Origin of the sequence: Kitasatospora arboriphila, from assembly GCF_039528095.1 — a bacterium.
GTDB classification, from domain to species: Bacteria; Actinomycetota; Actinomycetes; order Streptomycetales; family Streptomycetaceae; genus Kitasatospora; species Kitasatospora arboriphila.
The window spans coordinates 46,706-66,235 of sequence record NZ_BAAALD010000030.1 but is presented as its reverse complement, the minus strand read 5'-3'; the positions used below and the strand labels follow the sequence as shown (position 1 = coordinate 66,235).

Sequence of the window (19,530 nt, the reverse complement as noted above, 5' to 3'; positions counted from 1 at the left end):
CAGGTGTGTTAGCTTCTTTGTCCGTTCATGGGCTTTCCATGACCTGGATTAGAGGTTCCGTCAATTCGGCGCCGTACCGGGCGCACTGCACGGGGGAGGACACATCGTGTCAGGGGAGTACCGCGTCGATCCGGAGGCACTGCGGCGATTCGCCCGCACCTCCGCCGACCGTTCGGAGAGACTGCGCGCCATCCGCGCCGAACTCGGCGCCCACCGGCTGGCGCCCGACGCCTTCGGCAAGCTGCCCGAGGCCGAGCAGACCGGCCGCGACTACGCCGAGCGTGCCGACGCCGCCGTCGAGAACCTCACCTCGGCCGCCGACACCATGGCCCGGATCGACGAGCACGCCCAGGGCGTCGCCCGCTCCTACGAGCAGGCCGAGGCCGAGACCGCGGAGTCCCTCAACGCCATCGCCAGGGGGCTGTGATGACCGGTCCCGTGTCCGGCGCCGTCGACGCCTACACCAAGATCAACCAGTGGATGAGCCCGCTGGGCAGCGTGATCGACGAGATCATGCGCCCCATCGTCGAACCGCTCGCCGAACCGCTGGAGTTCGTCACCGGCGACCCCGAGGGCCTGGAGGCCGCCGCCCGGCTCTGGCGCAGCCAGGCCACCGAACTGCGCGAGGTCGTCGCCGACCAGCGCCGCGACCGCGCCGCCCTCGCCCACGACTGGCAGGGCGAGGCCGCCGAGGCGTTCCTCCGGGAACTCGCCGAGTACGAGACGGCCCTGGAGGCCGAGGCGGACGACATGGACGCCACCGCCGAACTCCTCGACGAGGCCGCCGCCGAGAGCCGGATGGCCCAGGACCTCGTCGAGACGGTCATCCGCGAACTCATCGAGTGGGCGATCATCACCCTCGCCGCCTCGCTCGCCTTCAGCGTCGTGACGGCCGGCATCTCGCTCGCCGCGGAGGCCGCCGCGGCCGCCGCCGAGGGCACCATCGCCAGCGCCCGGATCGCCAACCTGGTCGCCAAGCTGGCCCGAGCCCTCAAGAAGATCGAGGAAGCGATGAAGGCCCTCAAGGCGGTCTCCAAGCGCCCCCACCTCAACCCCAAGAAGCCCTGGACCTGGAACCGGCCGATCGACGTCCCGGCCTACCTCGCCAAGAAGGGCACCAAGATGATCGGCAAGGCCGCGCTGCACGGCATCGGCCTCACCGGCGACCCGGTCGGCCAGACCGTCCAGCAGGCCGTCCAGTCCGGCGCCGGCATCGTCGCCGACGAGATCGACGACCGGATCGCCGGCAACCCCCACCCCTCCACCGCCGCCCGCGAACACGCCGGCATCGCCCAGCCCCGCCAGGAGCCGGAGCTCAGCCCGGAAGAACGCAAGGCCCGCTTCGACGCAGCCTTCGGCTGACCGGGAGGACACCGTGCTCAACCGCGACCGCGACATCGTCACGCCCTTCCTGCACCCCGGCGAACAGCTCCTCGGCGCCGCCTCGATCAGCCTCGCCCCCGGCATCCCGCACCCGCCGGCCGGACTCCTCCCGCCCCGGCGGCCCAGCGAACTGGAGCAGAAGCTCGGCAAGCCGTTCAACGTGCTGCGCCGCGCCTACGCCGTCGTCAACCCGGTCTCCGCCGCCGTCGGCGCGGTCGAGGACAAGGCCATGGACGCCGTACCGGACTCGGTCTGGCACGGCGAGGGCATGGGCGGCGGCTGGCACGGCGAGGCCGGCCGGTTCGTGCTGCGCATGCACGAGGAGAACAACGGCGGCGGCACCTTCGCCGTCACCGACCGGCGCCACCTCGTGGTCGTCGACGGCTCCAAGCCGTGGCAGCTCAAGGAGCAGTACGCCCTGCACTGGGAGGCGCCCCGGCAGGCCGTGGCACTGCACCGCAACCCCACCGGCGTCCTCCAGCGCGGCCGGATCGACCTGCACTTCGCCGACCGGTCCTGGGCGGGCATCACCACCCCGATGCCCGCCACCGCCGACGAACTCGCCGCCGCTGCCCGCCTGGGCTGACGGCCGGTCAGACGGCTGCCGCCGACGAGGGGACCGGAACGAGCCGCCGCAGGCGCTCCCGGGTCTCCTCGTCGCGCGGCGCGGCCACCACCAGCTGCAGGCCGCCCGGTGCGCGCAGCACCACCTGGTCCAGCCGCAGCACGCCCACGGCCTCGTGCCGGACCTCCTTCTCGCAGCCGGTCTTCTCGCTCACCCGGTGCTCGTCCAGCCAGCGGTCCGCCTCCGGGAACGACGCCCGCAGCCGCCCGATCACCTCCGTGAGGCGCCGCGACGCCGGCGAACCCGACCCGCCCCGCTCCCCGTACGCCGCCCGCAGCTCCGCCAGCGTGCGGCGGGCGTGCTGCTCCCAGTCCACCGTGCGGCGGCGGATCCGGTCGTCCGCGAACACCGTCCAGGCCAGGTTGCGGTCCTCGGGCGGCATCCCGGAGAAGCCGAACATCGCGTCGGCCGCGGCGTTCCACGCCCGGATGTCCCAGTCCGCGTCCATCAGGAACGCCGGCGCCGGATCCTGCGCGTCCACCAGCCGCAGCAACGCCTCCGGCACGTCCGCACCGCCCGCCCCGCGTGCGTCCACGGGGTGCGGCCCCGCGCCCGCCAGCCGGAACAGGTACGCCGTCTCCGCCGCGTCCAGCCGCAGCGTCCGGGCCAGACTCGCCAGCACCTCCGGCGAGGGATTGATGTCCCGGCCCTGCTCCAGCCACGTGTACCAGGTCACCCCCACCCCGGCGAGCAGCGCCAGCTCCTCCCGCCGCAGCCCCGGCGTCCGGCGGCGCACCCCCGGTGCGATGCCCACGTCCGCCGGCGTCAGCGACGCCCTGCGGGTCCGCAGGAAGTTCGACAGCGCCTGCCGGCGCACGTCCCCCTCGGCCATGGATCCTCCCCCTGACTCCTGGTAGCCCGACTACCAGTATCGCCACGCACTGCTGCGCCGCCGCACCGGGCGGAAGGCTGGACACCGTCCGAACAAGCACTCCTGACGGGACGACAGATGAACCAGCGCGCCCGCGGCGCCCTCCTGCTCGCCGCCCTCGCCGCCACGATCGCCGCCGCACCGGCCCTGCCCGCCGCCGCGGCACCCGCCCACCACCGGCCCGCCGCGATCACCGCGAGCGCCGACACCCTGCACCCCGAGGGCGCCGCCTGGGACGCCGCCCACGGCCGTTTCCTGGTGAGCTCCCTGCGCCACGGCACCGTCTCCGCCGTCCGCCCCGACGGCTCGGTCACCACCCTGGTCGACGACCCCGCGGTGCTCGTCTCCACCGTCGGCCTCCACGTCGACGCCGCCCGCAACCGCGTCCTCGTGGCCAACGGGGACCCGGGCGTCTCCCCGCGCACCGCCCCCGGCGGCTCGGGGCACGTCGCCGGCATCGGCGCCTACGACCTCACCACCGGCCGGCGCCTCTTCTACACCGACCTCGCCGCCACCGCCGCCGACGGCGGATCCCACCTCGCCAACGACCTCGTCGTCGGCCCCGACGGCACCGCCTACGTCACCGACTCCTTCGCCCCGGTCGTCTACCGGGTCGCCCCCGACGGCACCGCCGGGATCCTCGTGCGGGACAGTCGGCTCGCCGCCCCGCAGGGCGGCTTCGGCCTCAACGGCATCGTCCGGCAGGGCCGCACCCTGGTGGTCGGCAAGTACGACGACGGCACCCTGTGGCGGCTGCCGATCGACCACCCGGAGCAGCTCGCCCGCGTCGCCGTCGGCGGCCCGGCCGATGCCCTCACCGGCCTCGACGGACTGCTGCTCCGCCCGGACGGCACCCTGCAGGGGATCACCAACCGCCTCGGCGGCAACGGGGCCACCACCCGCGTCGAACTCCGCTCCGCGGACGGCTGGCGCACCGCCCGCGCCACCGTCCACCCGCTGGCCGACCCGGCGCCGACCGTGCTCACCTCCGGCCCGGCGGGCAGCGTGTACGTCCTCGACGGCCGCATCGACCTGCTGTTCGCCGGGACGCCGGTGGACACGTTCACGCTGTACCGGATCTGAGGGGGCTCACGGAGCGAGTCAGGGGTTGGCCCGAACCGGTTCTGCGGCCGGTCCCGCACTGCGCAGTTCCACGCGCCCCTGGTCCCGCTGCCCCGTCGGGCGGGTGCGGCGGGCCGCCGTGAGGCCGACGGCGGCGAGGCCGAGGCCGGCCCAGAGGGAGAGGGTGAGCAGCGGGCCGGCCGCCCCGGCGCCGTCGAAGTAGGAGACGGACCGCAGCAGCGTCCCGGCCGCGCCCGGGGGCAGCTGCTGTCCGAGGACGCCGGCCGGGGCGGGGAGCAGTTCCGGCGCGGAGGAGACGCCGGAGAACGCGTTGCCGATCAGCACCATCAGGAGCCCGGCCACCCCGAGGCCGGCCGTGCCCAGCAGGGCCGCCGTCCCGGCCGAGGTGGCGCCGACCGCGAGCACCGTCAGGCCGATCACCCCGGCCTCGGCCCACCAGCCGCCGGTCAGCGCGCCCAGCCAGCTGTGGGCGACCCCGGCGCCGACCAGGCCGGTGAGCAGTGCGGCCCCGGCGAGCGCGGCGATCGCCCGGCCGCCGCGCAGCCGCAGCACCGTCACCACCGCGCCGGTCGCCACCCCGGCGAGCACCAGCGGCAGCAGGCCGGCGCCGAAGACCGCCCCGCGCGGGTCGGTGGCCGGGGCGGGTACCACGTCCGTGACGTGCACGGTGGTGCCGGGCGGGGCGGCGGACTCGGCGGCGGTGCGCAGCAGCTGGGCCACGGTCGGGCCGGCGGCCGAGGCGGTGAGCAGTTCGGGGCCGCCGGGGGTGGCGACCAGGGCGCCGTAGACCTCGCGGTCCTCGACGGCGTGCCGGGCGGCGGCCGCGTCGGTGTAGTGGTGGATCTCGAAGGCGCCGGGGTGCGCCGCCAGCCGCTGGTCGACGGTGGCCGTGGCGGCGGCCGGTCCGGCGACGCCGATCGGCAGGTCGCGCGGGGCGAGGCGGGAGGCGGGCCAGGCGAAGGCCCACAGGGCGAACGCGGCCAGCAGCGGCACCAGCAGCCAGACGGCGACGAGGCGGCGGGAGGCGGGTGCGGACTCGGGGGAGGCGGACATGGCAGCCCCTCGATTCAAAGAGAAGGATCGTTCGTTTTACGTGGCCCACTCTCCGGCCGCCCGTCGCGCTTGTCAAGAATGAACGTTCGTTTTACGGTGGACCCCATGGCCCGCGTATCCCAGGCACACCTCGACGCCCGCCGCCGGCAGATCCTCGACGGCGCCGCCCGCTGCTTCGCCCGCAACGGCTTCCACGCCACCTCCATGCAGGACGTGCTGCGCGAGTCCGAGCTGTCCGCCGGCGCCGTCTACCGCTACTTCGCGGGCAAGGAGGAGATCGTCGCCGCCATCGCGACGGAAGCCTTCGGCGTGATCCGGGCCGCCTTCGCCGAGGCCGCCGCGACCGTGCCGCCACCCACCCCGGACGTGCTGCTCGGCCGCGTCCTGCAGGCCGTCTTCGACCAGGCCCCGCCCGAGGGCGACCGCCAGGCCTTCGCCCGCCTCATCGTCCAGGTCTGGACGGAGACCCTGCGCAACCCCGCCCTCGCCGCCGCCCTCGACGAGGGCTACACCGCGATGCGGGCCGCCTGGACCGGGCTGGTCGGCAGCTACCGTGCGACCGGCCTGATGCCGCCCGGCCCCGAGGCCGACCACGTCGCCCGCACCCTCATCGCCACCGCCCAGGGCTTCATCGCCCAGCAGGCGCTGTTCGGCGACGCCGACCCGGCGGTCGTCGAGGACGGCCTGCGCGCCCTCGCCTCCATGCGCACCGCCCCCGCCCCGGAGACCCCGTGACCGCCGCACCCGGCCCCGCCGAGCGGCTCGACCTCCAGGAGCGGGCCCTGGACGCGCTCCTCGCCGAACTCGGCCTGCCCTTCGAGGAGCCCGACGACCCCCGGATCGCCCGCCTCGCCGAACGCCACCCGCACTACCCGCAGTACCACCGCATCGGCCACAAGCGGCAGACCGCCTACCGCGCCCTCACCGCCGACCGCGGCCTCGCCCGCGCCCACGCCGACGCCGTCCACGAGGCCCTCGTCCACGACGACGACCCGAGCTCCCCGCGCTGGCTCGCCGCCGTCCTCGTCACCGCGATCGGCTCCCGCGCCCTCCAGGAACGCCTGCTCACCACCCTCGCCACCGGCACCCCCCACCAGCGCACCTGCGCCGCCCACGCCTGGCGCTGGGCCGACGCCGACCCCGCCGACCCCCGCTACCTGGCCCTCCTCCCACGATCGGGTGAGTGATCGCCCGAACCCGCTGGGTACGCTGGACACGAAGGCGAGAATCCGGCCATGGGAGCAGTGATGACCGTCGCACCGCAGCCGACCTGGCCCGTTCCGCCGGAGGGCGGCTGGACGGCCGACGACCTCGACCGGCTTCCGAATCTGCCCCCGCACACGGAGCTGATCGACGGGAGCCTCGTCTTCGTGAGTCCGCAGGCCCTTTTCCACCTGTACGCCATCCGCCTTCTCGAGTTCGGCCTGTACGCGGCCAAGCCGCCGCATCTGGCGGTGCTCCGGGAGATGACGGTGACACTCGGCCGCCGCGACCGGCCGGAGCCGGACCTCATGGTCGTGTCGCGCGACGGAGCCCAACGGCCGCAGCAGACCACCCAGCGCCCCGAGGACGTCCTGCTCGCCGTGGAGGTCGTCTCTCCCGACTCCGAGGCGCGGGACCGCGAGGTCAAGCCGCGCAAGTACGCCGCCGCCGGCTTCCGGCACTTCTGGCGGGTCGAGAACGAGGACGGCGAACTCGCCGTCCACGTGTACGAGCTGGACGGCGCCACCGGCCTCTACGCGCCCATGGGCATCCACCGCAAGCGGCTCGCCCTCGACCTGCCGTTCCCGGTCGACATCGACCTGACGGACCCGGAGCGCTGGCTCTGAGATTCCCTGCGTGTCCGTGTCGGCGGATGGGTAGTGTGCCCGGCATGCGATGCGGGATGTGCGGGTCTCAACGGCTGAGTCCGGTGGGGGAACTGACGACGGATTCGATGGCGACCGAGCGGATGCGGCTGCGCTTCCCGCGGCCGGGCAGATTCAAGTCGCGGCCCACCTTCACGGTCACCTTCGCCCGTGCGTGCCGGGACTGCGGCACCCTCTACCCGTGCCTCGGCGAGTACGAGCGGATGCAGTTGGACGCCACCGCCGACGGCCTCGCCGAGTGAGCCGCGGCGCGGCTCAGGCCGACAGGGCCGCGGGCGCGGCGGCGGCGAGCCGGGCGTCGTCGTAGCGCTGCAGCAGGAGTTCGGCGACCTCGGGGGCGGCGCCCAGGACCCGGGCCAGCAGGTCGGCGCCGTCCGCGGCGGCCGCGATCCGGTCGGGCAGCAGCCCGGGGGCGAGCAGGTAGGGGGCGACGGCCACGGTGCCGGCCCCGGCCTCCCGCAGGGCGGCGACGGCCGCCGGCACCCGCGCGCCGGCCGCGATCGCGTACGCGACCTCGACGCCGGCCCAGCCGCGGCTGCGCCGCCAGGCCTCGGCGACCGCCCGGGTGGCGGCATCGGCGGCCGGGTCGTAGGAGCCGGAGGCGGCGAGCACCACGCCGGTGCGGGCACGGACGGCCGCGGAGACGGTGTCGAGGCCGGTCTCCGCGAGGCGCCGGTCGAGCGCGTCGAGCAGCAGCGGCGAGGGGCCGAGCACGTCGGCGAGCGGCAGGTCGGCGCCCGCGGCGCGCAGCGCGGCGGGGATGTCGCTCTTGGCGTGGAAGGCCCGGTTGAGCAGCAGCGGGACGGCGACGGCGGCGCCGAACCGGCCGGCGACCTGGGGGATGCGCGGTGCGCAGTGGTCCAGGTAGGCGGTGGCGACGGTGAGGCCGGGCCGCAGGGCGCGGACGCGGTGGACGAGGGCGTCCACGGTGGCGGCGTGCCGCGGGTCGCGGCTGCCGTGGGCGATCAGCAGCAGGGCGGGGCCGCCCGCCCCGCTGTGGCGGGCGGGGACGGGCGGGGTACCGGTGCGCACGGTCGGCGTCCTCAGCGGCTGGTGACCAGCAGGCCGCGGTTGCGCAGCACGCGGCGCTCCAGCGGGGAGAAGACCAGCAGGTCGATCGCCACGCCGACGACGAGGATCAGGACGATGCCGAGCAGCACGCCCGACATGTCGTTGAACTCGCGCTGGTTCTCCAGGTAGCGGCCGAGGCCGAGGCCCAGGTCGGGGGAGGAGGCGATGAGTTCGGCGGCCATCAGCGAGCGCCAGGAGAACGCCCAGCCCTGCTTGAGGCCGGCCAGGTAGCCGGGCAGGGCGGCGGGCAGCAGCACGTGGCGGGCACCGGCGAGGCCGGTGGCGCCCAGGGTGCGGCCGGCCCGCAGGTAGATCGGCGGCACCTGGTCGACGCCGGAGACCAGGCCGTTGGCGATCGACGGGACGGCGCCGAGCAGGATGACCGCGTACATCGCCGAGTTGTTGATGCCGAGCCAGATGACGGCGGCGGGCACCCAGGCGACCGAGGGCAGCGACTGCAGGCCGGAGAGCACCGGGCCGAGCGCGGCGCGGACGGGCTTGACCCGGGCGACCAGCAGGCCGATCGGGGTGCCGATGACGACGGCGGCGACGAAGCCGGAGATGCCGCGCCACAGGCTGGTCCAGATGATCGAGAACAGCGTGCCCTCGTACCAGAGGTCGGTGAGCGAGGACCAGACGTCGGCCGGGCTGGGCAGCTTGTCCGGGGTGGTCAGCTCCAGGCTGAAGGCGAGCTGCCAGACGCCGATGACGAGCAGCACGCCGAGCACGGGCGGCAGGACCTTCTGGCGGAGCACCTCGCCGATCGGGGTGCGCTGGACCTGGACGGAGTCCAGGGCGTCCAGGCCGGCCTCGACGCTGGCGGTGTCGGTGCCCGGGTCCTTGACCAGGGTGGTGGTGTCAGTGCTGGACATGGCGGCGGATCTCCCCACGCAGCTCTTCGGTGATCTCGACGGACAGGTCCGCGACGCCGGAGTCCTCGATGCGGCGCGGCTGGGGCAGGTCGATCCGCCACTCCTTGGCGACCCGGCCGGGCCGGGAGGAGAGCAGGACGACGCGCTGTGCGAGCCGGACGGCCTCGCGCACGTTGTGCGTGACGAACAGGACGGACAGCTTGCGCTCCGCCCAGATGCGGGTGATCTCGTCGTGCAGGACGTCGCGGGTGATGGCGTCGAGCGCGGCGAACGGCTCGTCCATCAGCAGCACGTTGGCGCCCTGGGCGAGCGAGCGGGCCATCGCCACGCGCTGGCGCATGCCGCCGGACAGCTCGTGGACGCGCTTCTTGCACGCGCCGCCGAGCCGCACCAGCTCCAGCAGCCGCTCGGCCTCGGCCCGGCGCTCGGCCTTGGGCACACCGGCGAGGCGCAGCGCCAGCTCGATGTTCTTGCCGGCGGTCAGCCACGGGAAGAGCGCGTGGTCCTGGAACATCAGGGCCGGACGGCCGCCGGGCACCTCGATGTCGCCGGCGGTGGGCTTGTCGAGGCCGGCCACCAGGTTGAGCAGGGTGGACTTGCCGCAGCCGGAGGCGCCGAGCAGGGTGACGAACTCGCCGGGGGCGACGTCCAGGCTGATGTCGTCCAGGACGGGGGTGGCGGCACCGGGCCGGCCGAAGGACTTGTGCACGTGCGAGAGGCGGACGGCGGGCCGGTCGAGCGTGGCCGCGGCAGCGCTGGTGGTGGCGGGCTCCGTGGTGGTCAGTGCCGGGGTCATCCGGGGACCTCCTCCGTGAGTGGACGGGCAGCTGGCTGGTGGCTCTCGGGGGCCGGGGTCCGGCCCCGCCCCGCCCGGTGACTGGGCATCGACTGGGCGGGGGCGGGGCGGACCGCGGGGTCAGCGGGTGCGGATCACTTGGCGCCGAGTCCGGCGTCCGCCACGGCGGTCCCGCCCTGGGCCTGGAGCACCTTGTTGAGCGGGGCCAGGTCGTAGATCCCGGCCAGGTTCGGCTTCTTCAGCAGGCCGGCGGTCACCGCGTGGTCGGCCTCGGCCTGCAGGGTGTTCGCCAGCGGGTCGTCCAGGAACTCGATGTCCTTCCACGCCGGGTCGAGGATCGCGGCGTCCAGCGCGTTGCCGGCCGCGTCCTTGATCGCGGCGTTGGCGGCCGCCTTGGCCTGGTCCGGGTTGGCCTTGATCCAGGCGTTGGTCTTCACCGAGCCGCGCAGCACGGCCTCCACCACGTCCGGGTGCGCCGTGAGGAACTTCTGCGAGACGATGATGTTGGTGATGACGAACTTGCCGTCCGGCCAGACCTGCTTCTCGTTCAGCAGCTCCTTGGCGCCGAGGCTGATCAGCTTGGACGCGGTCGGCTCGGGCACCCAGGCGCCGTCGATCGAGCCGGACTTGTAGGCGTCCGGGGTGACCTTGTTGTCGGTGCGCACCACGCTGACGTCGCCGGCGCCGGACGCGGCGTCGACCTTGTAGCCCTTGGTGGCCAGGTAGTTGAGGAGCGCCACGTCCTGGGTGTTGCCGAGCTGCGGGGTGGCGATCTTCTTGCCCTTGAGCTCGTCCAGGCTCTTGATCCTGTCCGGGTTGACCACCAGGCGGACACCGCCGGAGGCCGAACCGCCGATGATCCGCAGCGACTTGCCGTCGGACTTGGTGTAGCCGTTGATCGCGGGGGAGGGGCCGATCCAGCCGATGTCGATCGAGCCGGCGTTGAGCGCCTCGATCTCGGTCGGGCCGGCGTTGAAGATCTGGGTCTTGATCTTCGTGCCGCCCAGCTCCTTCTGGAACAGGCCCTCCTTGAGGCCGACCAGTGCGGTGCCGTGGGTCAGGTTGGCGAAGTAGCCGATCTTCACGGTGTCCGCGGAGAGCTTCGCGCCGGAGGCGGCCGCGGCCGGGGCCGCCGAGCTCTTGTCCTCGCTCTTGGAGCCGTAGCTGCAGGCGGAGAGCAGGCCCGCGGCGGTGAGCGCGGCGACGGCGACCGCGGCCGGCCGTCTGAACCGGCCGCTGCCGAACCGGGTGGAGGTATGCGTGGTGGCGGAGTCGTGTGCCATGGGGAGTCGTCCCGTTCACGGTGGGCGCCGTGGGAAGCGCCGATGGAAGAAGTCGGTGTGGTGCTGACGGCACGTCACATGCCGGGCAAGCCGGGCCGGTGCCCGCTGTGGGAAGGAACCGGCCCGGTGACAGGGGCTCAGCGCCCCTGTCCGCCCCCACATCGCGTCAGGCCGCCCTGGCCGCTGCCGAGGACGCCGCTGCCGATGCGGCCGCCTTCCTTGTCCATGCCCGAGAACGCCTCGCTGGGCATCAGACCCAGTCCTCCTCGTCGCCCGATCCGGTGTCACCCGTGGTGGCGCGTACGGTGTCGAAGGCCTCGCCCGCCATGCCGGCGGTGAGGGTGGTGCCGTCGGCCGGGTCGATCAGCAGGAACGAGCCCGTCCGGCGGTTGTCGGTGTAGCTGTCGAGCGCCAGCGGCTCGGCGGTGCGCAGCACCACGTGGCCGATGTCGTTGACGTCCAGGCCGTCGGCACCGGAACGCTGCTCCAGCGTGTCGATGTCGATCCGGTAGGAGATCTCCTTGACCAGCGCGCGCACGGTGCGGGTGGTGTGCTTGAGCAGCACCTTCGCGCCGGGGCGCAGGGCCCGCTCGTTGAGGTGGCAGACGGTCGCCTCGATGTCCTTGGTGGGCACCGGGGCGGGGCCGGCCGCGATCAGGTCGCCGCGGGAGACGTCGATGTCCTCGGCGAGGCGGACGGTGACCGACTGGGGGGCCCAGGCGATGTCCGTCTCCCGGCCGAGCGCGTCGATGCCCGCGACGGTGGTGGTGTGCCCGGACGGCAGGACGGTGACCGGGTCGCCGACCCGCAGCACGCCGGAGGCGAGCTGGCCGGCGTAGCCGCGGTAGTCCGGGTGGGCCTCGGTCTGCGGCCGGATCACGTACTGGACGGGGAACCGGGCCGGCTCGTTGCTGGGGTCGCTGCCGACCGGGACGGTCTCCAGGTGCTCCAGCAGGGTCGGGCCGCCGTACCAGTCCATGTGCGCCGAGGGCTCGACGACGTTGTCGCCGGCCAGCGCGGAGATCGGCACCGCGACGACGTCCTTGACGCCCAGCGAGGCCGCGTAGGAGGTGAACTCCGCGGCGATCGCGGCGAAGACGGGCTCCGCGTACTCGACCAGGTCCATCTTGTTGACCGCGAGGACGACGTGCGGCACCCGCAGCAGCGCGGCGACGGCGGCGTGCCGGCGGGTCTGCTCGACGACGCCGTTGCGGGCGTCGACCAGGACGACGGCGAGCTCGGCGGTGGACGCGCCGGTCACCATGTTCCGGGTGTACTGCACGTGCCCCGGGGTGTCGGCGAGGATGAACCGGCGCCGGGCGGTGGCGAAGTAGCGGTACGCGACGTCGATGGTGATGCCCTGCTCGCGCTCGGCGCGCAGACCGTCGGTCAGCAGCGCCAGGTCGGGCGCCTCCTGGCCGCGGTTGCGGGAGGCGTGCTCGACGGCCTCCAGCTGGTCGGCGAGGACCGACTTCGAGTCGTGCAGCAGACGGCCGACCAGGGTCGACTTGCCGTCGTCCACGGAGCCGGCGGTGGCGAACCGCAGCAGCGAGGTGGCGGTGGTCTCCGGAGTGGTGGTCATCTTAGAAGTACCCCTCGCGCTTGCGGTCTTCCATCGCGGCCTCGGACAGCTTGTCGTCGGCACGCGTGGCGCCGCGCTCGGTGAGGCGGCTGGCGGCGATCTCGGCGATCACGTCGGCGATCGTGGCGGCGTCGGAGTCGACGGCGCCGGTGCAGGACATGTCCCCGACGGTGCGGTAGCGGATGAGCCGGGACTCGACCGGCTCGCTCTCCTTCGGGCCGCCCCACTCGCCGGCGGTCAGCCACATCCCGTCGCGCTTGAACACGTCGCGGTGGTGGGCGTAGTAGATCTCGGGGAGCTCGATGCCCTCGCGCTCGATGTACTGCCAGACGTCCAGCTCGGTCCAGTTGGAGAGCGGGAAGACCCGGACGTGCTCGCCGACGGCGTGCCGGCCGTTGTACAGCGACCACAGCTCGGGGCGCTGGCGGCGCGGGTCCCAGGCGCCGAACTCGTCGCGGAGCGAGAAGACGCGCTCCTTGGCGCGGGCCTTCTCCTCGTCGCGGCGGCCGCCGCCGAAGACGGCGTCGAACTTGTTGCGCTCGATGGCGTCCAGCAGCGGCACGGTCTGCAGCGGGTTGCGGGTGCCGTCGGGGCGCTCGCGCAGCCGGCCGTCGTCGATGAAGTCCTGCACGTTGGCGACGTGCAGCCGCAGGTTGTGCTGCGCCACGGTGCGGTCGCGGTACTCGATGACCTCGGGGAAGTTGTGCCCGGTGTCGACGTGCAGCAGCGAGAAGGGGACGGCCGCCGGCCAGAACGCCTTCAGCGCCAGGTGCAGCATGACGATGGAGTCCTTGCCGCCGGAGAACAGGATCACCGGCCGCTCGAACTCGCCCGCCACCTCGCGGAAGATGTGCACCGACTCCGCCTCCAGGGCGTCGAGGTGCGACAGCGCGTACGGGTTCTCCTGGGTGTCCAGGAGGCTGTGCGTGGCGGTCGTCATGCGAGGCCCCTTGTCGTCAGGAAGGCGTGCAGCTCGGCGGCGGATTCGGCGACCTCGCGGCCCCGGGTCTGCAGGCGCAGCTCCGGGTCCTGCGGCGCCTCGTACGGGTCGTCGACGCCGGTGAGACCGGAGATCTCGCCTGCTGCCTGCTTGGCGTACAGGCCCTTGACGTCGCGTTCGGCGCAGAGCTCCACCGGGGTGGCGACGTGGATCTCCAGGAAGTCGGTGCCGTTGGCGGCGTGCCGCTCGCGGACGGCGGTGCGGGAGTCCGCGTACGGGGCGATCACCGGGGCGAGCACCTTGACCCCGTTGGAGGCCAGCTTCTCGGCGACGAAGCCGATCCGCGTCACGTTGGTGTGCCGGTCCTCCTTGGTGAAGCCGAGGCCCTTGGAGAGGAACTCGCGGATCTCGTCACCGTCCAGGACCTCCACCTTGTGGCCCTCGGCGCGCAGGCGCTCGGCGAGGGCGAAGGCGAGGGTGGTCTTGCCCGCGCTGGGCAGCCCGGTCAGCCACACGGTGGCGCCGCGCTCGCAGGGGGCGGCCGTGCGGGCCGCCTCTGCGGCTTCCCCGGCGTCCAGTGTGTCGGCTGTGGTCACGGTGGTCTCTCCTGAGGTCTCGTCGGTCTGGTGGCTGGTCAGAGGTGGATGCCGCACTCGGTCTTGCCCGAGCCCGCCCAGCGGCCGGCCCGGCCCTCCTCGCCCTCGCCGGGCTTGGCGGTGCAGGACAGCGGCGAGCAGCCGATGGAGGTGTAGCCCTCCCACAGCAGCGGGTTCAGCAGTACGCCGTTGGCCTGCACGTACGCGTCGACGTCGTCCTGCGTCCAGCGGGCGATCGGGGCGAGCTTCACCTTGCGGCGCTTGGCGTCCCAGGCCACCACCGGGGTGTTGGCGCGGGTCGGCGACTCGTCGCGGCGCAGCCCGGTCGCCCAGGCGTCGTACGCGCCGAGGCCGCGGTTGAGCGGCTCGACCTTGCGCAGCGAGCAGCACAGGTCCGGGTCGCGGTCGTGCAGGTCCGGCCCGTACCGGGCGTCCTGCTCGGCGACGGTCAGCTTCGGGGTGAGCGTGATGACGTTGACCGGCATGGTCGCGGCCACCGCGTCCCGGGTGCCGATGGTCTCGGCGAAGTGGTAGCCGGTGTCCAGGAAGACCACGTCGACGCCGGGCAGCACGGTGGAGGCGAGGTGCGCGACGACCGCGTCCTCCATCGAGGAGGTGACGCAGAACCGCTTGCCGAAGGTGTCGGCGGCCCACCGCAGGACCTCCTGCGCGGTCGCCTCCTCCAGGTCGCGGGCGGCCGCGGCGGCCAGCGCCTCGTAGTCGGTCGTGGTGCTCATTCGCCACCTCCTTCGGTCTGCTCGGTGTCGGTCGTCGTGCCGGCGGTGCCCGTGGTGCCGTCGGGCCGGAGCAGACCCAGGAACTTCAGCTGGAAGGCCCTCCGGCAGGAGGCGCACTCCCAGCAGCCGTGCCCGGCCTCCGAGGGCCGCAGGTCCTCGTCGCCGCAGTACGGGCAGTGGAACGGTGCAGCACGCTCACTCACGACAGCTGGTCCTCGGTGGCCCGGGCCGTCCACTGGGCGAAGCGCTCGCCCTCGTGGCGCTCGGCCTGGTAGCGGGTCAGCACGCGCTCGACGTAGTCGGCCAGGCCGTCCTTGGTGACCTTCAGACCGCGGACCTTGCGGCCGAAGCCGGCCTCCAGGCCGAGCGCGCCGCCGAGGTGCACCTGGTAGCCCTCGACCTGCTCGCCGTTGTCGTCGGTGACCAGCTGGCCCTTGAGACCGATGTCCGCCACCTGGATGCGGGCGCAGGCGTTGGGGCAGCCGTTGATGTTGATGGTGAGCGGCTCGTCGAACTCCGGCAGCCGCTGCTCCAGCTCGTCGATCAGACGGCGGCCGCGCTCCTTGGTCTCGACGATGGCGAGCTTGCAGTACTCGATGCCGGTGCAGGCCATCGTGCCGCGGCGGAAGGTGGACGGCTTGACCTGCAGGTCGAGCGCCTCCAGGCCGGCCACCAGCGACTCGACCCTGTCCTCGGCCACGTCGAGGACGATCATCTTCTGCTCGGCGGTGGTGCGCAGGCGGTCGGAGCCGTGCTGCTCGGCGAGGTCGGCGATCTGGCCGAGGATCTTGCCGTTGACCCGGCCGACGCGCGGCGCGAAGCCGACGTAGTAGCGGCCGTCCTTCTGCCGGTGCACGCCGACGTGGTCGCGCCAGCGGGCGACCGGCTCGGCCGGCGCGGGACCGTCGATCAGCTTGGTCTTGAGGTACTCGTCCTCCAGCACCTGGCGGAACTTCTCCGTGCCCCAGTCGGCGACCAGGAACTTCAACCGGGCGCGGTTGCGCAGCCGGCGGTAGCCGTAGTCGCGGAAGATGCCGATCACACCGCCGTAGACGTCCGGGACCTGCTCCAGCGGCACCCAGGCGCCGAGGCGGACGCCCAGCTTGGGGTTGGTGGACAGGCCGCCGCCGACCCAGAGGTCGAAGCCGGGGCCGTGCTCGGGGTGGACGACGCCGACGAAGGCGACGTCGTTGATCTCGTGCGCCACGTCCAGCAGCGGCGAGCCGGAGATCGCCGACTTGAACTTGCGCGGCAGGTTGGAGAAGTCCTTGTTGCCGATGAAGCGGCGCTGGATCTCGGCGATGGCGGGGGAGCCGTCGATGATCTCGTCCTCGGCGATGCCGGCCACCGGTGAACCGAGGATGACGCGCGGGGTGTCGCCGCAGGCCTCGGTGGTGGACAGGCCGACAGCCTCCAGCTTCTGCCAGATCGACGGGACGTCCTCGATCCGGATCCAGTGGTACTGGACGTTCTGCCGGTCGGTCAGGTCGGCGGTGCCGCGGCCGTACAGTTCGGAGACCTCGGCGACGGCCCGCAGCTGGGCGACCGTCAGCTGGCCGCCGTCGATGCGCACCCGGAGCATGAAGTACTCGGCGTCCAGCTCGTGGGGGTCGAGGACGGCCGTCTTGCCGCCGTCGATGCCCTCCTTGCGCTGGGTGTAGAGGCCCCACCAGCGCATCCGGCCGCGCAGGTCGGCCGGGTCGATCGAGTCGAAGCCGCGCTGGGCGTAGATCGTCTCAATGCGTGTCCGCACGTTGAGACCGTCGTCGTCCTTCTTGAACTGCTCGTTGGCGTTCAGCGGCGTGAAGTGGCCCATGCCCCACTGACCCTCACCGCGGTGGCGGGTCACCTTGCGGGCGGCGGCGGGACGGCGCACGGGGGCGCCGGCGACCGTGGGCTCGACCGGTTCGGGGGTAGGGGCCATGGTGTCTCGTCCTTTGGCAGCTGGCTCTGATGGGGGGTTCGGCATCCCCGGGCACGCAACTGCTCTGACCTGCGCTGTTGCTGCAGGCGTCAGGGTGCAGTGACGCTGGCCGGAGGGCGCCCGCGCATCCGCGTCGGCGGGGATTCGCGAGGTGCCGGCGCCGGTGCCGTGGTGGCGGCGGGGGTAGGGCTCAGGTCACCGGACAGATGGCGCTGGACACGCGGAGGAGATCGACGTGCAGTCGACCTACTAGGGTGGCTCCGGCGCTTGGCATGGCAAGAGATTCGCACGGCGAACGACCCTCGGTCCACTAACGTCCGCATTTTGGACGCGGTTGTTTCGCATCGTGGGATGGTGTGGGAATACCCCGTCGTCACAGCCGTGCGGATCGTACCGGAGTGCCGCTTTCCCGGGCCCCTGACGGGCCGTCCGCAGCCCTCCCCGGCCCCCTACGCGCGCGTGCGCGGAGGAGTGGACACCGCCCAGTACGGTAGGGGCGTGCAAGCAGCAGGCAGTAACCCGCGGGAGACCCCCGGCCAGGCCCCCGACCGGCCCTCGCGCCGCCGGGGCGGCCGTCGCCGCGCCCGCCGCAACGGCTGGCGTCAGACCCTGTGGGCCCTGCTCAAGGACACCACCGACACCTGCGTCGAGTACCGCGTCACCGGCCTCGCCGCCGAGGCCGCCTTCTTCACCCTGCTGTCGATCCCGCCGCTGCTGCTCTGCCTTGCCGGAACGCTCGGCTACCTCGACGACATCCTCGGCGCCGGCACCATCGACAAGCTGAAGAACGACGTCGTCTCGGCATCCGAAACGGTGCTCTCACCGGATTCGGTCGACCAGATCGTCCAACCCCTGCTGACCAGCGTCTTCGACAACGGCCGACCGGACCTCATCTCCATCGGCTTCCTACTCTCGCTCTGGTCCGGGTCGCGGGCGCTCTACATCTTCATCGACACCATCACCGTGATGTACGGCCTCGACGGCAAGCGCGGCATCGTCAAGACCCGCCTGATGTCGCTCGGCCTCTACCTCGGCGCCCTGCTCATCGGCTCGCTCGTCCTGCCGCTGCTCGTCGCCGGCCCCGGCCTGGTGATCGGCGCCCTGCCCAACTCCGCCGGACTGGTCAACGCGCTCTACTGGCCCGCCGCGATCCTGCTCCTGGTGATCTTCCTCACCACGCTCTACCACGTCGCCGTGCCCGCCAACACGCCCTGGCGCGAGGACATCCCCGGCGCCCTGGTCGCCCTGGTCGTCCTCGTGGTGTGCAGCGTGCTGCTCCGCGTCTACCTCGTCAGCTCGGTCGAGGGCCCCTCGGTGTACGGCTCGCTCGCCGCACCCGTCGCCGTGCTGCTGTGGATTTTCGTGGTGGCGCTCGCCGTCCTCATCGGCGCCGCCATGAACGCCGCGATCGACCGCCGCTGGCCGAGCGTCGAGACCGCCGACGCCCGCGCCGAGAACGAGCGCGTCAGCGAGGCCGCCGCCGCCACCGTCGTCCGCGAGGCCGCCGCCCGCCGCGCCCTCCAGCGCGCCCAGCTCGTCCGCGAACTCGGACTCGCCGACGGCGGCGAGCACGACGACGAGGAGGACGACGACGACGGCGTCCCCGCCGAGTACCCGGAGCGCTGGGCCGAGGTCCTCCCGCCGAACAGCCTGCTGCGCCGCATCCTCGGCGGCGGCGCCCGCCGCCGGCAGGCCCCGCCCCCGCCGGACACCGACCGCCCCGCCGTTCCGCCGCGGTCCTCCCCTCACCACCACCCGCACCCGGCGCAGCCCGTGCAGCAGCCCGAGCCGCTGTACCCCCCGCCTCCGCCGCCGATGCCGCCCGTCCCGCCGCTGCAGTCCCCCCGCACCCCCTGGGACAGCCGGTAGGGCCCTGGGGCCCGCCTGCGCGTGTCGCGCCGGACCGCCTTGTGCCGGACCGCCTTGTGCCGGACCGATCCGTGCCGGACCGCCCCGTGTGGGGCCGACCCGGCGGGGAAGACGCGCCGGTGGTTCGGGTGAGCCCCCGCGTCCGATCGGCCGCACATTGGTCGAGGACATGTCGACAAAGCGGGGGAAATGTGAAGATCGTGCGTCCGTTCGAAGGAGCCTGGCTTGGCGTGCGAACGGGCGGGCAGCCGCGCGAGCAGGATGCGGAACCGGTCCGTCCGTCCTTGAACCGAGGGAGTTGGCCCATGCCGCTGATCAACTACGTCGTGCTGAGTGCGCTGGTCGCGGAGCTGGACGCGCTCGCCGATGTGGGCGCGCCGGACGCGGCAGTCCGGCGCCGCCGGGAGGACGCCCTCTACACCGTCTGCGTGTACACCGGCGTCCGCGACCCCCTGCAGGCCCTCGCCCGGGCCCGCCGGCTGCTCGCCCGGCGCAGCGCGTCGCACACCGCCGCAACGCCGGCGGTACGGGTCGAGCCCGCCGGGGTGGCGCCCGAGCCCGTGGTCGCCGCATAGCGGCGCAGGGCCGGCAGTGAGACCCGGCCCCCGTCCAGGAGCCCCGCGCCGGAGGGAGCCCTGGACGGGGGCCGACCAGTTCCCCGGCGACCCTCCGGGCCGTCCCGGCCACACGGCCCTCCGTCTCCTGGCCCCACCGTCCCGGCCCGCGGTTCTGCCGCACCGGACGGACCGGCCGTGTCGGCCGCACGACCGCCGATTCCCGGCCGCAGCGTCCTGATCCTCGGACCGCGCCGCGTCGGCCGCCCTGGCCGTGCGGGCCGTGCCGCTCCGGTGTTCCGGCCGCCGTGTCCCGTTCTGTGGCGTCGCGGTACCTGGCCGTTCGAGCCGTGGTGCCTCGGCCTCCTGGCCGCGGTGTCCCGTTCTCGGGTTTGCCGTGTGGGCCGTGCGGGCCATGCCGTT

23 protein-coding genes are annotated in these 19,530 nt (G+C 73.5%); 10 read left to right on the top strand and 13 right to left on the bottom strand.

From position 1 onward, the window contains the following. Positions 1 to 106: 106 nt before the first annotated feature. The 3 genes from ABD353_RS17410 to ABD353_RS17400 are packed head-to-tail and all read left to right on the top strand — an operon-like array spanning position 107 to position 1,969. Positions 107 to 427, top strand: a complete 321-nt coding sequence (locus ABD353_RS17410; protein ID WP_344624521.1) for a hypothetical protein — start codon at positions 107 to 109, stop codon at positions 425 to 427. Further along, on the top strand, positions 427 to 1,362 hold the full coding sequence (locus ABD353_RS17405; protein WP_344624520.1) for a WXG100 family type VII secretion target: 936 nt from the start codon (positions 427 to 429) through the stop codon (positions 1,360 to 1,362). Before ABD353_RS17410 ends, ABD353_RS17405 begins: the two co-directional genes overlap by 1 nt. A gap of 13 nt (positions 1,363 to 1,375) precedes the next feature. Next, the gene (locus ABD353_RS17400) at positions 1,376 to 1,969 is read left to right on the top strand and encodes a hypothetical protein (RefSeq protein WP_344624519.1); all 594 of its coding nucleotides are present in this window, start codon (positions 1,376 to 1,378) and stop codon (positions 1,967 to 1,969) included. 7 nt (positions 1,970 to 1,976) lie between these two features. Here the strand turns inward: ABD353_RS17400 and ABD353_RS17395 are convergent, their stop codons facing one another. Then, a complete protein-coding gene (locus ABD353_RS17395) occupies positions 1,977 to 2,840 on the bottom strand; it encodes a helix-turn-helix transcriptional regulator (protein WP_344624518.1) in 864 nt (287 codons plus the stop codon). Positions 2,841 to 2,957: 117 nt separating this feature from the next. On the opposite strand from ABD353_RS17395, the gene ABD353_RS17390 reads away from it, so the two are divergent. Next, positions 2,958 to 3,962, top strand: a complete 1,005-nt coding sequence (locus ABD353_RS17390; RefSeq protein ID WP_344624517.1) for a hypothetical protein — start codon at positions 2,958 to 2,960, stop codon at positions 3,960 to 3,962. An 18-nt stretch (positions 3,963 to 3,980) separates the two neighbouring features. Here ABD353_RS17390 and ABD353_RS17385 read toward each other — a convergent pair whose 3' ends face one another. Next, positions 3,981 to 5,015 carry an ABC transporter permease gene (locus ABD353_RS17385; RefSeq protein ID WP_344624516.1) on the bottom strand — a complete coding sequence of 345 codons (1,035 nt, stop codon included), beginning with the start codon at positions 5,013 to 5,015 and terminating at the stop codon, positions 3,981 to 3,983. 105 nt (positions 5,016 to 5,120) lie between these two features. On the opposite strand from ABD353_RS17385, the gene ABD353_RS17380 reads away from it, so the two are divergent. The 4 genes from ABD353_RS17380 (at position 5,121) to ABD353_RS17365 (ending at position 7,125) form a co-directional block, all read left to right on the top strand. Next, complete coding sequence (locus ABD353_RS17380) at positions 5,121 to 5,750, top strand: TetR/AcrR family transcriptional regulator (RefSeq protein WP_344624515.1); 630 nt, start codon at positions 5,121 to 5,123, stop codon at positions 5,748 to 5,750. Then, complete coding sequence (locus tag ABD353_RS17375; protein ID WP_344624514.1) at positions 5,747 to 6,202, top strand: hypothetical protein; 456 nt, start codon at positions 5,747 to 5,749, stop codon at positions 6,200 to 6,202. The genes ABD353_RS17380 and ABD353_RS17375 overlap by 4 nt, the downstream gene beginning before the upstream one ends. A 48-nt stretch (positions 6,203 to 6,250) precedes the next feature. Further along, positions 6,251 to 6,844, top strand: a complete 594-nt coding sequence (locus tag ABD353_RS17370) for a Uma2 family endonuclease (RefSeq protein ID WP_344624513.1) — start codon at positions 6,251 to 6,253, stop codon at positions 6,842 to 6,844. A gap of 107 nt (positions 6,845 to 6,951) precedes the next feature. Further along, entirely contained in the window at positions 6,952 to 7,125 is a 174-nt protein-coding gene (locus ABD353_RS17365) for a hypothetical protein (RefSeq protein ID WP_159400794.1), read from the top strand. A 13-nt stretch (positions 7,126 to 7,138) separates the two neighbouring features. Here ABD353_RS17365 and ABD353_RS17360 read toward each other — a convergent pair whose 3' ends face one another. The 11 genes from ABD353_RS17360 to ABD353_RS17310 form a co-directional block, all read right to left on the bottom strand. Beyond that, complete coding sequence (locus ABD353_RS17360; RefSeq protein ID WP_344624512.1) at positions 7,139 to 7,915, bottom strand: sirohydrochlorin chelatase; 777 nt, start codon at positions 7,913 to 7,915, stop codon at positions 7,139 to 7,141. Positions 7,916 to 7,926: 11 nt separating this feature from the next. Continuing rightward, the gene (locus ABD353_RS17355) at positions 7,927 to 8,826 is read right to left on the bottom strand and encodes an ABC transporter permease (protein ID WP_344624511.1); all 900 of its coding nucleotides are present in this window, start codon (positions 8,824 to 8,826) and stop codon (positions 7,927 to 7,929) included. Further along, a complete protein-coding gene (locus ABD353_RS17350; protein ID WP_344624510.1) occupies positions 8,813 to 9,622 on the bottom strand; it encodes an ABC transporter ATP-binding protein in 810 nt (269 codons plus the stop codon). The genes ABD353_RS17355 and ABD353_RS17350 overlap by 14 nt, the downstream gene beginning before the upstream one ends. 134 nt (positions 9,623 to 9,756) lie before the next feature. After that, entirely contained in the window at positions 9,757 to 10,905 is a 1,149-nt protein-coding gene (locus ABD353_RS17345; RefSeq protein ID WP_344624509.1) for an aliphatic sulfonate ABC transporter substrate-binding protein, read from the bottom strand. A gap of 250 nt (positions 10,906 to 11,155) precedes the next feature. Continuing rightward, positions 11,156 to 12,487, bottom strand: a complete 1,332-nt coding sequence (locus ABD353_RS17340; protein ID WP_344624508.1) for a sulfate adenylyltransferase subunit 1 — start codon at positions 12,485 to 12,487, stop codon at positions 11,156 to 11,158. 1 nt (position 12,488) lies between these two features. After that, positions 12,489 to 13,427: a sulfate adenylyltransferase subunit CysD gene (gene cysD, locus ABD353_RS17335; RefSeq protein ID WP_344624507.1), complete on the bottom strand. Its 939-nt coding sequence runs from the start codon at positions 13,425 to 13,427 to the stop codon at positions 12,489 to 12,491. Further along, the gene (gene cysC / locus ABD353_RS17330; protein ID WP_344624534.1) at positions 13,424 to 14,005 is read right to left on the bottom strand and encodes an adenylyl-sulfate kinase; all 582 of its coding nucleotides are present in this window, start codon (positions 14,003 to 14,005) and stop codon (positions 13,424 to 13,426) included. The genes cysD and cysC overlap by 4 nt, the downstream gene beginning before the upstream one ends. A 56-nt stretch (positions 14,006 to 14,061) precedes the next feature. Continuing rightward, the gene (locus ABD353_RS17325; protein WP_344624506.1) at positions 14,062 to 14,760 is read right to left on the bottom strand and encodes a phosphoadenylyl-sulfate reductase; all 699 of its coding nucleotides are present in this window, start codon (positions 14,758 to 14,760) and stop codon (positions 14,062 to 14,064) included. After that, entirely contained in the window at positions 14,757 to 14,963 is a 207-nt protein-coding gene (locus ABD353_RS17320; protein WP_344624505.1) for a hypothetical protein, read from the bottom strand. The genes ABD353_RS17325 and ABD353_RS17320 overlap by 4 nt, the downstream gene beginning before the upstream one ends. Continuing rightward, entirely contained in the window at positions 14,960 to 16,684 is a 1,725-nt protein-coding gene (locus ABD353_RS17315; RefSeq protein ID WP_344624504.1) for a nitrite/sulfite reductase, read from the bottom strand. Before ABD353_RS17315 ends, ABD353_RS17320 begins: the two co-directional genes overlap by 4 nt. 190 nt (positions 16,685 to 16,874) lie before the next feature. Next, positions 16,875 to 16,958 carry a putative leader peptide gene (locus ABD353_RS17310; RefSeq protein WP_317634116.1) on the bottom strand — a complete coding sequence of 28 codons (84 nt, stop codon included), beginning with the start codon at positions 16,956 to 16,958 and terminating at the stop codon, positions 16,875 to 16,877. A gap of 224 nt (positions 16,959 to 17,182) precedes the next feature. Here ABD353_RS17310 and ABD353_RS17305 point away from each other — a divergent pair, with 224 nt between their 5' ends. Beyond that, a complete protein-coding gene (locus ABD353_RS17305; RefSeq protein WP_344624503.1) occupies positions 17,183 to 18,553 on the top strand; it encodes a YihY/virulence factor BrkB family protein in 1,371 nt (456 codons plus the stop codon). A 305-nt stretch (positions 18,554 to 18,858) separates the two neighbouring features. Next, positions 18,859 to 19,128, top strand: coding sequence for a DUF5133 domain-containing protein (locus tag ABD353_RS17300; RefSeq protein WP_344624502.1), 270 nt, complete (start codon positions 18,859 to 18,861; stop codon positions 19,126 to 19,128). Positions 19,129 to 19,530 lie beyond the last annotated feature (402 nt).